Here is a 15524-nt window from a genome sequence, read left to right as displayed (position 1 = left end):
CTATAATTGATCTTATTTTTCGAATTAAATTCTAATTTATGAAAATTATATCTAAGTCTATTTCAGTAAAACTAGATCGCATTGATAAAAGTATCATTTTTGAACTACAGAAAAATGGTCGTATTCAAAACAATGACCTAGCCAAAGAAATTGGTCTATCTCCATCATCATGTTTACGTCGTGTGAAACTTTTAGAGGAAGCAGGTGTCATCCAGCGCTATACAACTATTGTAGATCAACATAAAATTGGCTTTAAATTGATTTTATTTTCACGTATTTGGCTAGTAGGACAAGATGCTGAAACCATTGACACCTTTATTGAAGCAATGAAAGAGCTTCCTCAAGTTATGGAGTGCTACATTATTTTAGGTGAATGCGATGCAATGTTAAAAGTTGTCGTGCCCGACTTAGAACACTACAGAAAATTTCAATCTATACATTTAACAAAGAAAAATGGCATTACCAGTGTAAAAACAGATTTACCAAGTCAAATTATTAAACAAAGTACACAATTGCCTTTAGATGATTTATAAAATTTGGCATTTAAAACAATCAATAAAGTGCTTTTATAAATCACTTTTTGAAAGAGATCTAAAAAAAGCATAGGCTAAGCTATGCTTTTTTAGTTTGAGATACATGCTCATTCAAGCAGAAAGAGATTCTAAAAAATCTCGATGTACATGGCTCAAATCGATTAATTCGTATGATTTTAAATTAAAAATTTTCCAAACCTCAATAACATCTTCTTTTAAGTCTATGTTTTCATTTGCAATAGGATGTTCTTGCCACTGTGAATCTGAAATCCATATATATGTTTGATGTGTTTTTACATTAATTGCTTGTACTTTCCCATCTGCATTAATACCTTGAACATAAGCGCCTTCAGGTAATACTGCCTCAATTTTAGGCAAACTAATTTCAACAAAATGCTTTACTTGACGTAAGCCATATCCAGCAAAAATATCTTTTTGTGCAGAAGATAATTGATCATACTTTTCTTGAACGTCTAAAATCATTTTTATACCTTGTTTTAACAACAATTATTTATCAATACATCCAGTGGAACGAAAAAATCATCTATTTTCATGAAGCCACTTTCATTTATACACTAATCTTATACCGCAAAAATTGACTTCTTTTTATTCTACGTTAGTTCAAAAAGTCATCTTTATGCACATCAAACATAGCATTAAAATGCTAAAAACAGCAGTTCAAAGATTACTTTTATTTGTTACTGCTTTTTACTTGAGCTCGAGGGTGTGCTTGATCATAAACTTGCGCCAAATGATCAAAATCGACATGCGTATATATTTGTGTTGTTGTTAAATTGCTATGTCCAAGCATTTCTTGAACGGCACGTAAATCTCCGCTATTCGACAACATATGGCTTGCAAAACAATGTCTGAGTAAATGTGGATGTAAATCTACATTCACCCCTGCTCTTTGCGCTTGAAATTTCACTCTATTTTCAATTTGACGCGCACCTAAAGGATTTCCCTTTTGTGTGATGAAAATATTGGCTTCAGGCACAAAATCGCCATGCCATGATGGATAAATCTGCAACCATTTCATCACTGCATCTTTTGCTTTCCCACCAAATGGAACAACACGGGTTTTATTACCTTTACCTGTAATTCTGAGTAACTGCCGATTAAAATCGACATCTTTAATTCTTAAACCTTGTACTTCTGCCAAACGTAAGCCACTTGAATAAAGCAATTCGAGTATTGCTTTATCTCTCACCCACATTTGTTTTTGAGCATCTAGTTCAGGTTCAGGCTGATCTAATATTTGATGAATAGTTTCAATATCAATCATACCAGGTAAAGGTCGAGGCTGACGCTTTAGCTGAAAATCATCCGTTGCATTAAATTCTAAATATTGTCCTTGTTCTGCCCATTTCATAAACTGCCGAACAGATGAAAGCATGCGCTGCAAACTACTTGAGCTTAATTGATGACGTTCAACTTTATTGGCTAAATATCCACGTAAATCTGATGTTTCTATATTATTTAATTCTAATTTTTGATGTTCACAATACGTTAAAAAATCAGACACATCTCGAAAATATGCCTGTAAAGTATGTTTAGACTGACTTTGAATTTCTCGTTCTTTTAACCACATGGAGAGTAGTTGCATGGGTTGTTGTTGCACCTGAGCATCCTCCATTAACATTTCCCTTTTCTATAAAAGTCAGTGTAACAAATTTATATTTAATCTTCTTTTTTATTCTAAAAACAATTTAAATAAGAAAAAAAAGCCCCGACGAATCAGGGCTTTTAAAACATCTTTTATTAAGATTGGAAATAGCGTAAGTCTAATCGACCCTCAAAAACAGTTGCTGTTGGACCTGTCATCCAAACAACATCGCCTTCTTTCCATTCAATTAAAAGTTTACCACCCGCCAATTCAATTTCGACTGAACTTGCAAGCAAACCACGGCGCATCCCTGAAATAGCGGCTGCACACGCGCCTGTACCACAAGCAAGTGTTTCACCTACACCACGTTCAAATACTCGCAAACGCGCATGTTTTTCATCAACAATTTGCATAAAGCCTGCATTTACACGCTGAGGGAAACGCTCATGAGACTCGACTTGTGGGCCAATTCTAGCGACATCTGCTGTTAGCACGTTGGGTACAACAGTTACCGCATGCGGATTACCCATGTTCACAACATCAATCGTTAACTTTTCATCATTTGCTAAATTAATGTCGTATAAAATTTCAGGTTCTTCCGCAATGAATGGAATTTCTTGTGGTAAGAATTTTGGATAGCCCATGTTTACACGAACCCAGCCATTTTGACCAAGTTCAGGCTCTACTATACCTGCTTTAGTTTGAACTTTAATTTTAGTTTTATTCGTCAGTTTACGTTCATGAACAAAACGTGCAAAACAACGTACACCATTACCACATTGTTCAACTTCTGAACCATCTGCATTAAAAATACGATATTTAAAATCTGCATTTGGAACATCGGGTGGTTCAACAATAAGGAGTTGGTCGAAGCCAATACCAAAATGACGATCTGCTAAACGCTGAATAGTCAAAGTATCTAAAAATGCTTTTTGGCTAATAAGGTCAACCACCATAAAGTCATTGCCTAAACCATGCATTTTAGTAAATTCTAATAACATCTAAAATTACTCCTTAAGGCAATAAACGCTCATTTTCCCATAATGATTCAATCGTTTCACGCTCACGAATTAAATGAGCTTGATCACCACTGACCATGACTTCTGCTGCACGACCACGACTATTATAGTTCGAGCTCATAACAAAACCGTAAGCACCTGCACCTAAAACAGCCAGCACATCATTTTCTTGAATCGCAAGCTTGCGCTCTTTCCCTAAGAAATCGCCAGTTTCACAAATTGCACCGACTACATCCCATTCTTTTGTTTCCACATCTGTACGAGGTGTTACTTCTTGAATGTCCATCCATGCTTCATACAAAGCAGGACGGATTAAATCATTCATCGCTGCATCAATAATGGCAAAGTTACGGTGATTGGTTGGTTTTAATAAATCCACTTTCGTCAATAACACCCCTGCATTTGCAGAAATGCTTCGACCAGGTTCCATATACACTTTTAAGCCTAATTTTTCTAAAGCAGGTTTAAGTGCATTGGCATATTCTTCAACTGTTGGCGGTACTTCATCTTTATAAGTCACACCTAAACCACCGCCAATATCGATGTGTTTTAGATTAATACCTAATTTTTTCAGCTCATCAATCATCACAATGACACGATCTAAAGCATCGACAAAAGGTTGAGTTTCTGTCAACTGAGAACCGATATGACAATCGATACCCACAACATCTAAATTTTCTAAAGATGCAGCATATTGGTAGGTTTCATACACAGTATCTGAAGGAATACCAAACTTATTTTCTTTTAAACCTGTCGAAATATAAGGATGTGTTTTTGCATCTACATCTGGGTTTACACGCAATGAAATAGGTGCTTTTTTACCTAATTCAGCAGCAACTTTTTGTATACGATCGAGTTCCGAATAAGATTCAACATTAAAACAAGCAATACCCACTTCTAATGCTTTTTTAATATCTGCTTCTGTTTTACCTAAACCTGAAAATACAATTTTAGAAGCATTGCCGCCTGCTTTTAATACGCGTGCAAGTTCGCCACCTGTCACAATATCAAAACCAGCGCCAAGCTTGGCTAATACATTCAATACCGCAATATTAGAGTTTGACTTTACCGCAAAACAAATTTGATGATCGATAAAGCTAAAAGCACGATCCATATCTAAAAAATGCTTTTCAAATGTTCCTTTTGAATAAACATAAAGTGGTGTGCCAAATTGCTGCGCGAGCGTTTGTAATGAACATTGCTCTGCGTGCAATACCCCATTAATGCGGGTGAAACTCATGAATGTATCCTTGCGTTGATCGAGTTAAGGTGTAGTCGGTGTATCAGAACTTGATGGTGCAGCAAATTGTTGCTGTATAGGTGCTTCCACTTGTTCTTTTTTCTGTTCCGTAGAATTAGAATCTGAATAAAGTAAATATTTCGCTCGCTTATCATAATTTTGATCTTTGGCTAATTGTAATGTGCCAGATTGACCACAACCCACGAGTGCGTAACTTGTAACTAAAATACCGATACCGCAAATGACTAAACGCATCTGACCACCTATCCATTAATTTTGGTAAAGTATACCGTGATCATGTGCTTGACCAAAGTACTAAACGCAAGAGATTATCTTTAGAAATAAAAAAACGCCAGTTTTAAACTGACGTTTTTTTAATAATAATTGATTATTTATGTTTTGGCTTATAAAAACCAAAGTAACCAATCGCTAATATAACCAGCCAAATTGGACTGACCATAAGGGCTTTCATTGTGTCAGCTTCAAGTGACAATACATAAATTACGCCAACAAAGAAAATAATTACAACCCAACAAGTAAATAAACCACCCGGTAATTTAAATGTCGATTTTGCATGAAGTTCAGGGCGTGTTTTGTAATACACCATGTAACTCCAAATAATCATCAACCATACACAAATGAATAAAATTGTTGATAATGTTGTTGCAAGCGTAAATGCCAATACTGTATTTGGTACAAAATACTGTAATGCAGCGCCAAGCAATAAACATACGGTAGAGAAATACAATGCATTTGCAGGAACAGCACGTTTATTCAATTTACCAAAAGCTTTTGGACCTTGTTCTTCACGAGATAAACCAAACAACATACGGCTTGTAGAGAATACACCACTGTTCATTGAAGACATTACAGATGACAGAACCACAAAGTTCATAATAATCGCAGCGGCAGCAATACCTGCTTGGCTGAACAAATTAACAAATGGACTAATGGTTGGATCAATTTTATTCCACGGCGTAACTGACATTACAATAACCAATGCCAATACATAGAAAATAATGATACGAATTGGAATCGAGTTCACTGCTTTTGGTAAGTTCTTTTCAGGATCTTTCGTTTCTGCAGCCGTTGTACCTACAAGTTCAACACCCACAAATGCAAAGATTGCAATTTGGAAGCCTGCTAAGAAACCTGTTAAGCCTGTTGGGAACATCCCGTTGTGGCTCCAAAGATGTGAAAAAGATGCAACCTGACCAGAAGTTGATGTAAAACCTGTAAAGATCATCCATCCACCAACAGCAATTAGCACCAAAATTGCAATAATTTTCACCATTGCAAACCAGAACTCCATCTCACCGAACAATTTTACGGTCGCTAAGTTCAAGCACATAATGAATGAAATAGATGCAATACTAATAAGTACGCCCTCTAATGGTGAGAATGATACCCCTCCATTAAAGAACTGTAAGTAATAAATAATGGCTGATAAGTCTGCAATACCAATGGTGATCCAGCATAACCAATAGGTCCACCCTACAAAATAACCAGCCCAAGGACCAATTAAATCGGTTGAAAAATCAATAAAAGATTTGTACTCAAGATTTGATAACAGCAATTCTCCCAATGCACGCATTACAAGAAAAACCATGAAACCAATAATCATGTAAATAAATAGAATGGAAGGTCCAGCTAGACTAATTGTTTTCCCTGAGCCCATGAAAAGCCCTGTTCCTATGGCTCCGCCAATCGCAATCAACTGTAAATGTCGATTTGATAAGCTTCTTTTTAAATCGCCTTCTTCTTCGGCAGGCGAATTTATTTTTTGCTCTGACATTTTTTAATTCACCTTCAATGTATAACAAGCTCAAATTAACTTACTTTTTAAATAATGCAAAAGAAAACATCCTACGATCAGTATTTCCTTATTAATCGTAAATCTTGATTTATTTTACTTATCTGCTTTTTTTAGTGATTAATACATCTATTCTGTATGTTTTTTAATAAATTTTGTTCTTGTAAAAACCCCCTTTATGTGTGAAAAATATACAAATATAGAGCAACTAATCACCACCCTATATTACATAAATTAATAAGAAAAGAAATGGCATAGCAATTGCTTAATGTAAACAACAAATAATTAGGATGAGAAAAAATATATATGCAAAATTTACAATCAATCATGGAAACATTAAGTGGATGGGTATGGGGCCCATACATGTTAGTACTGATCGTAGGTACTGGTGTATTTTTAACTTTCCGATTACTTTTCTGGCAATTCAGAATGTTACCACTTGCGTTTAAACAAGTATTTGGTAAACACCCTAACAATAAAGATTCAGGTGATATTTCACAGTTTGCGTCACTAATGACAGCACTTTCAGCAACCATTGGTACGGGTAATATCGCAGGTGTTGCTACCGCCTGCGTTTTAGGGGGACCTGGTGCTGTTTTCTGGATGTGGATGACTGCGCTATTTGGTATGGCTACTAAATATGGTGAAGGTGTACTTGCTGTCAAATATCGCCATAAAAATGAAAACGGCGAAATGAATGGTGGTCCAATGTATTACATCGAGCGTGGTCTTGGTACAAAATGGAAATGGCTCGCTGTATTATTTGCATTATTTGGTACGCTTGCTTCATTTGGTATTGGTAGCTCGGTTCAATCAAACACTGTAGCACTTGCTGTTGAAAACAGCATGGGGATTGAAACTTGGATTACAGGTGTTGTCATTACTGCTTTTTCAGCTTTGGTTATTTTAGGTGGGATCAAGACTATTTCTAAGGCATCCACCGTCATTGTTCCTTTAATGGCAATTGGTTATGTTGCTGGTGGTTTAGTGATTATTCTAAATAACTTAGAACTTGTTATTCCTGCACTAAAAATGATCTTTAGCTACGCATTTACTGGTGAAGCTGCTGCTGGTGGTGCTATTGGTGCAGCAATTCGTTACGGTGTTGCACGTGGTGTATTCTCTAATGAAGCTGGTATGGGTTCTGCTCCTATTGCTGCTGCTGCTGCAAAAACAGATCACCCTGTGCGTCAAGGCTTAGTCTCTATGACAGGTACTTTCATCGACACTATTATTGTTTGTTCTATTACAGGTATTGTACTTGTAATGGGCTTCATTATGGCTGGGAATTCATTTGGCGGTGAAACAGGTGCCGTACTTACAATCAAAGCATTCGACCAATTACTACCTGGTGTTGGTGGCTGGGTTGTGACTTTCGGTATTATTTTCTTCGCTTATTCAACTATTTTAGGTTGGAGCTACTATGGCGAAAAATGCTGTACTTATCTACTAGGTGAAAAGTACGTCTTGATATATCGTATTATCTACATTGCATCTGTATTTGTAGGATGTGTGGCAACACTTGACCTTGTATGGCTATTTGCAGATACATTCAACGGCTTAATGGCTGCACCAAACTGTATCGCATTATTATTACTTTCAGGCATTATTGCCAAGGAATCGAAAGACTTTATTGCAAAACGCAAATCTGGCGAATTGTACTAAGTTTAAAAACCAATCTAAGAATTAAAAAAGCCACCTCAGGGTGGCTTTTCTTTAATATCCATTTTTATTTTAAGATGGCGTACCGTTCCAAGTATCATCTTCAAAATCAGGTTCAAAATCAGACTCAAACCCCATTACACGTTCTGCTTCTAGCTCAATAGCAGTTTCTAAATACAAAACAAAGAAGAAAACACCTTCAATTTTCATCTCGCCTTGTTCATCTTCCAAATAATCACTCAAAAGTAAATATTGCTGATTCTCTAAATCAAATGGAATATCAATATAAATATCACCTAAATAACTGTCGACCAAGCCTTCTTCTTCAAGTCCCATACAAGAAACATAAGGAATGCTATTTTGCTCTAACCAAGTCAGTACTTTCTGGCGATTTGAATCTGGATTTTGATCATCTTTTTCATAATTTTCAAAATGTACAAAAAGCACATCACGGTTCTTTTCGCGTGAGATCGCATCAATATGTTGCAATAATTGCGGCATGATGTATTTCCATTTCAAAATAATGAGAGCCATATTATAGAACGCGATCACAACTTAATGTCAGATAATTCTATTCAGGCGTCAAAGCTTGTCGTAAAACGATAATTTTTCATACGAAACACTTGGTTTTGCACTACATTCACCGCTATGCTGTTCAATAATTTCGAACAATAACATCAACATCATTATGGCAAAAGCGAAAAGTGTTTATCGTTGTGAGCAATGCGGTACAGATCACCTAAAATGGGCGGGTCAATGTTCTGATTGTGGCGAATGGAATAGCTTAACCGAAGTCAGTATTGCACCAACTGTCACACATCGAGCGCAATCTAAAATGGGCGGAGGTGGCTATGCAGGTCAAGCGGCCAATGTCACGACATTAAACCAAATTACGGTTTCTCATGAATCACGCCTAGCCACAGGTATTAGCGAATTTGATCGTGTGTTGGGTGGCGGCTTGGTTACAGGTTCTGTCGTTCTGATTGGTGGTGACCCTGGCATTGGTAAATCGACTATTCTTCTACAAACTGCCACATATATGGCAGCCGCAAAAAACTCGGCTTTATATATCACAGGTGAAGAATCACTTTCTCAAGTTGCTTTACGAGCGAATCGCTTAGACCTACCTACAGATAAACTTCGAGTGATGGCAGAAACTTGTGTAGAACGTATTTGTGATGTTCTTGCTCAAGAACGCCCTGCTGTTGCCATTCTCGATTCGATTCAAACATTATATACAGAAAGTTTACAATCTGCGCCTGGTGGTGTATCTCAAATTCGTGAATCTGCTGCAATTTTAACGCGCTTTGCAAAGAATAGTGGTACGGCTTTATTTATTGTCGGTCATGTAACCAAAGAAGGCTCACTAGCAGGTCCACGTGTTTTAGAACATATGGTCGATTGTGTTTTGTATTTTGAAGGTCAATCTGACTCACGTTACCGCATGATTCGTGCCGTAAAAAACCGTTTTGGTGCAGTCAATGAACTTGGTGTTTTTGGCATGACCGATAAAGGTCTTAAAGAGGTAGCAAATCCATCTGCTATTTTTTTGAGCCGTTATGATGAAGCAATTCCCGGTTCTATTGTAATGATTAGCCGTGAAGGTACTCGCCCACTTTTGGTCGAAGTACAAGCTTTAGTTGATGATGCTCATGGTCAACCTAGACGTGTTGCACTTGGTTTAGAACAAAACCGTTTAAATATGCTACTTGCCGTTATGCATAGACATGGTGGTGTACAAACTTCTGGGCAAGATGTCTATGTAAACGTTGTTGGTGGCTTAAAAATTACTGAAACAGGTTCTGACTTAGCGGTTCTTTTAGCATGTGCTTCAAGTTTGCGTGGCAAAGCATTACCTCAACAGCTTGCCGTTTTTGGCGAAGTTGGTCTATCTGGTGAAATTCGTCCTGTTCCAAATGGTCAAGAACGCTTAAAAGAAGCCGTAAAACACGGTTTTAAATATATTATCTTACCAAGGGGAAATGCACCGCAAAAAGCCATTCCCGGTGTTAAGGTCATTGCCGTTGCTCGCCTACATGAAGCATTAACTGAAGCCATTAATTTGGATTAACTTAAACATAAGGTAAAATATCAATTTGATTATTTTATGTTCAATCTAAAATATATTCTTCTTTTGTCATTGAAAAACATTTGAAATGACTGCATAAATAGACTGTTATTTTTTATTTTTTTTATTAGGAAACTTTAATGGAAGTTCGACAGCGTGGTTTGATTGCTGGTCTTTTGACAGCAGCATTATTGGTAGCACCTTTAGCAGCAGAAGCAAAACGTGCAGGTGGCGGTAAAAGTCATGGCATGAGCCGTTCTTCAGCTCCATCTCAGTCTTACCAACAACCTCGTCAAGCGACTCCTGCTCAACAACCTGCTGCTCCTGCTAAATCAGGTCCAGGTGTGGGTGGCATGGTTGCTGCTGGTGTTGCTGGTGCTGCAATTGGTGCAGTTGCTGCAAATGCTTTAGCAGATGACAAAGCGCCTGCATCTTCTGAAGCTCAAGCTGCTCCTCAACAGCAAGAGGAAAAAGGTGGTTTACCTAGTTGGATTTGGATCTTACTTGCTGCAGCTGCTGCCTTCTTCGTTTTTCGTAAGATGGGCGCAAAAAAAAAATTAGCAACAAATAATCCTTTCTCTCCAAATAGCGGTGCGAATAATGCACCGTTTGGTCAAGCACCATCTACGGGTCGTCCTTCAAATGACAACAGCAATATTTTTGGTCAAAACGTAGGTGGTTCTGCTCCTGTAAACAATGCACCTTTTGGAGCTGCATACACAAACAGTGGTAGCCAATTACCAGATGGTACTGAACCTGCAACTTTCTTACGTGTTGCTCGTCAGCGTTTTAACCATATTCAGTCTATGAATACAGCAAGTAACATTGCCGAAATTCAGCGTTACTTAACACCAGATCTTTACCAGTCGATGTATAACGACATCATGGCGAATCAAGACCAAGACGTTGCTGAGTTTTCTAACTTAAATGCAATGGTTTCAGATTCTGCAAATGAAAATGGTCAATATGTTGTAAGCGTTCGTTTTACAGGTACTGTAAGCGAAGACTTAAACAGCTTGCCACAGCCTTTTGCTGAGGTTTGGCATTTTGTTAAACCTGCTGGTTCAACTCAAGATTGGCTAGTTGCTGGTATTCAGCAAGAAAGCTAATATTCTAAATTTTAAAAGCGAGCTCTAGAGCTCGCTTTTTTACTTATCATCAATAATGAAATCTACTATTTTATTCACATGAATTTCTGTTGAATCAAATATCGGTACAGAAATATCCTCATTTGACAGCAACATACCAATTTCAGTGCATCCGAAAACAACACCTTGCACCCCTTCTTGAACAAACTCATTAATAATTGAAATATAATCTTGTTTAGATTTTTCCAATACACGTCCTAAACATAATTCATCATAGATAATGGTATGTACAACTTCTTGTTGATCAATATTTGGGACAACAACTTCAATTCCTTTTGAATTGAGCTTATTTTTATAGAACTCTTTTTGCATTGTAAATTTTGTGCCTAACAGCAAAACCCTATTTTTTTCATTTTTAACTATTTGATCTGCAACAGCATCTGCAATATGAAAAAATGGAACAGAAATTTGATCTGTAATTTGATTTGCCACTAAATGCATCGTATTCGTACACAATACAACAACATCCGCACCAATCAACTCAAGCTTTTTAGCCACTTCGCTCAAGTATATTCCTGCGTCATCCCAACGATTTTCCGATTGCATTTGTTCAATTTTTTGAAAGTTCACACTATACAAAATCAAGTTTGCCGAATTTAGCTGACCCAGCTTTTCATTCACGAGCTTATTTATTTTTTGATAATACAAATCGGATGATTCCCAACTCATCCCACCAATTAAACCGATTGTTTTCATGGAGTATCCTTCCTCTTGCATTCATTTATGGTAATAAAAAAGCCCCTTTTTAGGAGCTTTTTTCTGTATCAATTTATTGTTTTGGAAGCGGAATAAACTGTTTATCTTTATTGTTTTGAGCTTTTCTTTCCCCAATCACAACAGATAAAGTCAGCTTTTCATCTCCACGCTGAACAACCAAAGTCACCGTGCTTGATGGTACTTGTAAAGCAACATAATTAATAAGATGCGATGGTGTAGTAATTGTTTCACCGTCAACACTTAAAATAATATCACCGCGTTTTAATCCAGCTTGAGCCGCAGGACCCTCTTTTAAAACATCGGCAACAGACACACCTTTTTGTTCAGAAATTAAAATATCATCTTGCTGAGTTGGCAATAAACTAATTCCTAACCAACCTCGTACAACTCGTCCATCTTTTAAAATTGAATTTAAGACTTGCTGACAAATTTTAGCAGGAATAGAAAAACCAATACCTAATGATCCACCTGATTGCGAGAAAATTGCTGTATTTACACCAATTAAATTACCTGCAACATCAATCAGCGCACCACCAGAATTACCTGGATTGATTGCAGCATCGGTTTGAATAAAGTCTTCGTAGGTATTAATACCTAAATCTGAACGACCTGTTGCTGAAATAATACCCTGCGTAACCGTTTGACCGACCCCAAATGGATTGCCAATTGCCAAAACAACATCACCCACTTCATTACCACTAAGTTTAAATGGCAACACAGGTAAATCATCTAGCGCAATTTTAATGACCGCTAAATCTGTATCAGGATCTGTTCCAATCACTTCAGCAACAGCACGACGACCATCCTGCAATGCAACAACAATTTGATCTGCTTGTGAAATCACATGATTATTCGTTAAAATATAGCCATCTTTACGAACAATAACACCAGAACCTAAACTATTTTCATTAGGACCTTGTTTGAGTTGATCTGGCAATTCATTACCAAAGAACTCTCTAAAAGCAGGGTCATCTAATAAAGGATGGTTAATCTGTTTCACTTTTTGGGTGGTAAAAATATTTACAACGGCTGGCGCTGCAACTTTCACAGCTGCACTATATGAAACCACGCCACCTGTACGTGTTGTATTTATAAGTGGCTCTACTTTTTCAGCTGCCATTTTCACACCATCGGCAGCAACAGGCGCTTGAGGCTTATGCATAAACTGCCAACCTAAAAAGCCAAAAATGACAATAACAAGTAACACCCATGGTAACCAAGTAAAGGTACGGCGCACGATTTTGTCCTCTAAAATATTTTAATTCGTTGATGACTAAAGTAATTTATGCCCTATTGTAAAGCGAAACACAATTAGATACATAAAAAAGCCCAATAGTTTTGTCTTGCTTTAGTTACAATTTAAACTGTATGTTGATCGTTATATTTTTAAGGCTTTATAAATTTATGGCAAAGCTGAATGACATTATTCAATGGTGTAATAGCACTTTAAAATCTGCTGAATTTAAAGATTACGCACCCAATGGTCTTCAAATTGAAGGCAACCCTGAAGTAAACAAAATTTTATGTGCGGTAACCGCATCTCAAGATGCAATTGATGCTGCCATTGCCCAAAATGCAGACTTACTTTTGGTACATCATGGTTATTTTTGGAAAGGTGAAGCCTACCCAATTACAGGCATGCGCGGGCAACGTATTCGTAGTTTAATCAAGAATGATATTTCTTTAGTCGGCTATCACCTACCTTTAGATTCACATCCAACTTTGGGTAACAATGCAGCAATTGCTGAAATTCTAGAATTAGAAAATATTGAAGCGTTGGATACAAGTGAGCGTCATCCTATTGGAAATATTGGTTATTTAAAGCAAGCCATGACACCTGAAGGCTTTAAAAACTATTTAACTGAGCGTTTAGGATTCGACACTATTCATCTTAATGCAGAACGAAACACCATCCAAAAAGTTGGTTTTTGTACTGGTGCAGCCCAAGATTACATCACCAAAGCGTATGAACAAGGCTGCGATGCATTTATTTCAGGTGAAGTAAGCGAACGTACCTTTTATGAAGCGAAAGAATTAAATGTTCACTACTATGCATGTGGTCACCATGCGACAGAACGCTACGGTGTTCAACGCTTAGGAAAAGCCATTTCAGATCAATTTGATATCGAATATAGTTATTTCGAATTAAATAACCCTATTTGATAGAACGGTCATCAAATATATTTAAGATAAGCTCTTATTCAAATAAATTTAGGCTTTATTCGCTATTGTTATTAGTACTCAATGCGCAATTTTAGCTAAGAATCTATTACAATAAGACCACTAACTGTCAAAACCCAGCAAAATGCAAGGAATTGAAAAATGACTACGATTACTTTACCAGCATTACCATATGGTTACGAAGATCTTGCTCCTCATATCAGCAAAGAAACTTTAGAATTCCATCACGACAAACACCACAATACTTATGTTGTTAACTTAAACAACCTAATCAAAGGTACTGACCTTGAAGGTAAAACTTTAGAAGAAATCATCACTGCTACTGCTGGCGATGCTTCTAAAGCAGGTGTTTTCAACAATGCTGCTCAAGTTTGGAACCACACGTTCTACTGGAACTGTTTAGCTAAAAATGGTGGCGGTGCGGCAACTGGCGCGTTAGCTGCTAAAATTAACGAAGCTTTCGGTTCTTACGAAAAATTTGCTGAAGAATTTGCTGCTGCTGCAACAACTCAATTCGGTTCAGGTTGGGCTTGGTTGGTTGCTGACAAAGTAAATGGCGAACTTTCTATCCTTAAAACTGCAAATGCTGATACTCCACTTGCTCATGGTAAAGTTGCTGTATTAACAATTGACGTTTGGGAACATGCTTACTACATCGATTTCCGTAACGCTCGTCCTGTTTACATCAAAACTTTCCTAGAAAGCCTTGTAAACTGGGATTATGCAAATGCTAAATATGCTGGCCAAGCTGCTGGTGTTGAAAAATAAGATTTAAATACTTCTTATTTTTAGTATAAAAAATCACCCGAATTGGGTGATTTTTTATTTTTTAAGCAATAAACGAATACTTATAAAGCAAACAATTCATTTCTTTACATTATCTGGTTGACGACTTGTCATTTCATCCCTAAAATGCGCATCAGATTCTCCAATAGCTCAGTCGGTAGAGCGACGGACTGTTAATCCGCAGGTCCCTGGTTCGAGCCCAGGTTGGAGAGCCATCTATTCTTCCATAGCTCAGTCGGTAGAGCGACGGACTGTTAATCCGCAGGTCCCTGGTTCGAGCCCAGGTGGAAGAGCCAAGATTCTAAAAAGCCCAAGCATTGTGACTTGGGCTTTTTTATATCCCAATTTAAGGAAAATACACTCCCCCCTATTTCATCTAACACATTGTTCAATGAAAGATTTTTAGCTATCTTAAATATAACGAAAAACAATAGTTAAAATTATGGATACACCTTGGTTAAAGTCTCTTATTTTTTGGGCAATTGTGATTACTGTAATTTTTGCAGTTTTTCAATGTTCGCAAAAATCTGAAAATAATAAACAAGCCTCTACCCTGATGTATGAACGCCTATACCAATGTACACGTGATTTAAAAGTTGAACATAAACCACTATTAAATACGATTCAGCAAAATTTAAATGCCAATTTACCCCAACAAGAGATGGTTAAACTCATTAATGATTGTAGAAAAGTAAATCCTCTCAAAGACAAACTTCAATATATAAAACTTATTCAATCGAGTTAAATAACT

At 37.0% G+C, this 15524-nt stretch carries 16 protein-coding genes and 2 tRNA genes; 9 read left to right on the top strand and 9 right to left on the bottom strand.

Annotated features, from left to right (window positions below; genetic code table 11):
* The first annotated feature begins 38 nt into the window (after positions 1-38).
* The gene (locus GTK57_RS10195; protein WP_163123269.1) at positions 39-533 is read left to right on the top strand and encodes an Lrp/AsnC family transcriptional regulator; all 495 of its coding nucleotides are present in this window, start codon (positions 39-41) and stop codon (positions 531-533) included.
* A gap of 111 nt (positions 534-644) precedes the next feature.
* Here the strand turns inward: GTK57_RS10195 and GTK57_RS10190 are convergent, their stop codons facing one another.
* From GTK57_RS10190 to GTK57_RS10165, 6 genes are all read right to left on the bottom strand, one after another.
* Complete coding sequence (locus GTK57_RS10190; protein WP_152874178.1) at positions 645-1016, bottom strand: hypothetical protein; 372 nt, start codon at positions 1014-1016, stop codon at positions 645-647.
* Between the two features lie 208 nt (positions 1017-1224).
* Positions 1225-2169: a site-specific tyrosine recombinase/integron integrase gene (xerA, locus tag GTK57_RS10185; protein WP_163123266.1), complete on the bottom strand. Its 945-nt coding sequence runs from the start codon at positions 2167-2169 to the stop codon at positions 1225-1227.
* A 125-nt stretch (positions 2170-2294) separates the two neighbouring features.
* Positions 2295-3140: a diaminopimelate epimerase gene (dapF, locus tag GTK57_RS10180; protein ID WP_152874180.1), complete on the bottom strand. Its 846-nt coding sequence runs from the start codon at positions 3138-3140 to the stop codon at positions 2295-2297.
* Positions 3141-3153: 13 nt separating this feature from the next.
* Entirely contained in the window at positions 3154-4398 is a 1245-nt protein-coding gene (lysA, locus tag GTK57_RS10175) for a diaminopimelate decarboxylase (protein WP_163123263.1), read from the bottom strand.
* 24 nt (positions 4399-4422) lie between these two features.
* A complete protein-coding gene (locus GTK57_RS10170; RefSeq protein WP_152874182.1) occupies positions 4423-4653 on the bottom strand; it encodes a hypothetical protein in 231 nt (76 codons plus the stop codon).
* 133 nt (positions 4654-4786) lie between these two features.
* A complete protein-coding gene (locus GTK57_RS10165) occupies positions 4787-6193 on the bottom strand; it encodes an amino acid permease (protein WP_152874183.1) in 1407 nt (468 codons plus the stop codon).
* A 324-nt stretch (positions 6194-6517) separates the two neighbouring features.
* Between GTK57_RS10165 and GTK57_RS10160 the strand changes: the two genes are divergently transcribed.
* Positions 6518-7876 carry an alanine/glycine:cation symporter family protein gene (locus tag GTK57_RS10160; RefSeq protein WP_152874184.1) on the top strand — a complete coding sequence of 453 codons (1359 nt, stop codon included), beginning with the start codon at positions 6518-6520 and terminating at the stop codon, positions 7874-7876.
* A gap of 69 nt (positions 7877-7945) precedes the next feature.
* Here the strand turns inward: GTK57_RS10160 and GTK57_RS10155 are convergent, their stop codons facing one another.
* Positions 7946-8374, bottom strand: a complete 429-nt coding sequence (locus GTK57_RS10155; protein WP_228720307.1) for a hypothetical protein — start codon at positions 8372-8374, stop codon at positions 7946-7948.
* A gap of 187 nt (positions 8375-8561) precedes the next feature.
* Here GTK57_RS10155 and radA point away from each other — a divergent pair, with 187 nt between their 5' ends.
* Together radA and GTK57_RS10145 are read left to right on the top strand one after the other, a co-directional pair.
* Positions 8562-9944: a DNA repair protein RadA gene (gene radA / locus GTK57_RS10150; RefSeq protein WP_163123260.1), complete on the top strand. Its 1383-nt coding sequence runs from the start codon at positions 8562-8564 to the stop codon at positions 9942-9944.
* 137 nt (positions 9945-10081) lie between these two features.
* The gene (locus GTK57_RS10145; protein ID WP_163123257.1) at positions 10082-11050 is read left to right on the top strand and encodes a Tim44 domain-containing protein; all 969 of its coding nucleotides are present in this window, start codon (positions 10082-10084) and stop codon (positions 11048-11050) included.
* A 39-nt stretch (positions 11051-11089) separates the two neighbouring features.
* Here GTK57_RS10145 and GTK57_RS10140 read toward each other — a convergent pair whose 3' ends face one another.
* Complete coding sequence (locus GTK57_RS10140; protein ID WP_163123254.1) at positions 11090-11785, bottom strand: aspartate/glutamate racemase family protein; 696 nt, start codon at positions 11783-11785, stop codon at positions 11090-11092.
* A 73-nt stretch (positions 11786-11858) separates the two neighbouring features.
* Entirely contained in the window at positions 11859-13043 is a 1185-nt protein-coding gene (locus GTK57_RS10135; protein ID WP_163123251.1) for a S1C family serine protease, read from the bottom strand.
* Between the two features lie 167 nt (positions 13044-13210).
* Here GTK57_RS10135 and GTK57_RS10130 point away from each other — a divergent pair, with 167 nt between their 5' ends.
* The 5 genes from GTK57_RS10130 to GTK57_RS10110 all read left to right on the top strand — a co-directional run bounded on the left by GTK57_RS10130 (position 13211) and on the right by GTK57_RS10110 (position 15518).
* The gene (locus GTK57_RS10130; RefSeq protein WP_163123246.1) at positions 13211-13969 is read left to right on the top strand and encodes a Nif3-like dinuclear metal center hexameric protein; all 759 of its coding nucleotides are present in this window, start codon (positions 13211-13213) and stop codon (positions 13967-13969) included.
* Positions 13970-14128: 159 nt separating this feature from the next.
* Positions 14129-14755 carry a superoxide dismutase gene (locus tag GTK57_RS10125; RefSeq protein WP_152874188.1) on the top strand — a complete coding sequence of 209 codons (627 nt, stop codon included), beginning with the start codon at positions 14129-14131 and terminating at the stop codon, positions 14753-14755.
* Between the two features lie 157 nt (positions 14756-14912).
* Positions 14913-14988, top strand: a tRNA-Asn gene (locus tag GTK57_RS10120).
* Positions 14989-14993: 5 nt separating this feature from the next.
* Positions 14994-15069 (top strand) — tRNA-Asn (locus GTK57_RS10115).
* 146 nt (positions 15070-15215) lie between these two features.
* Entirely contained in the window at positions 15216-15518 is a 303-nt protein-coding gene (locus GTK57_RS10110; RefSeq protein WP_163123229.1) for a hypothetical protein, read from the top strand.
* Positions 15519-15524 lie beyond the last annotated feature (6 nt).

Origin of the sequence: Acinetobacter portensis (genome assembly GCF_010646905.1) — a bacterium.
Lineage (GTDB): Bacteria > Pseudomonadota > Gammaproteobacteria > Pseudomonadales > Moraxellaceae > Acinetobacter > Acinetobacter portensis.
This window is presented reverse-complemented; position numbering and strand designations above follow the sequence as displayed.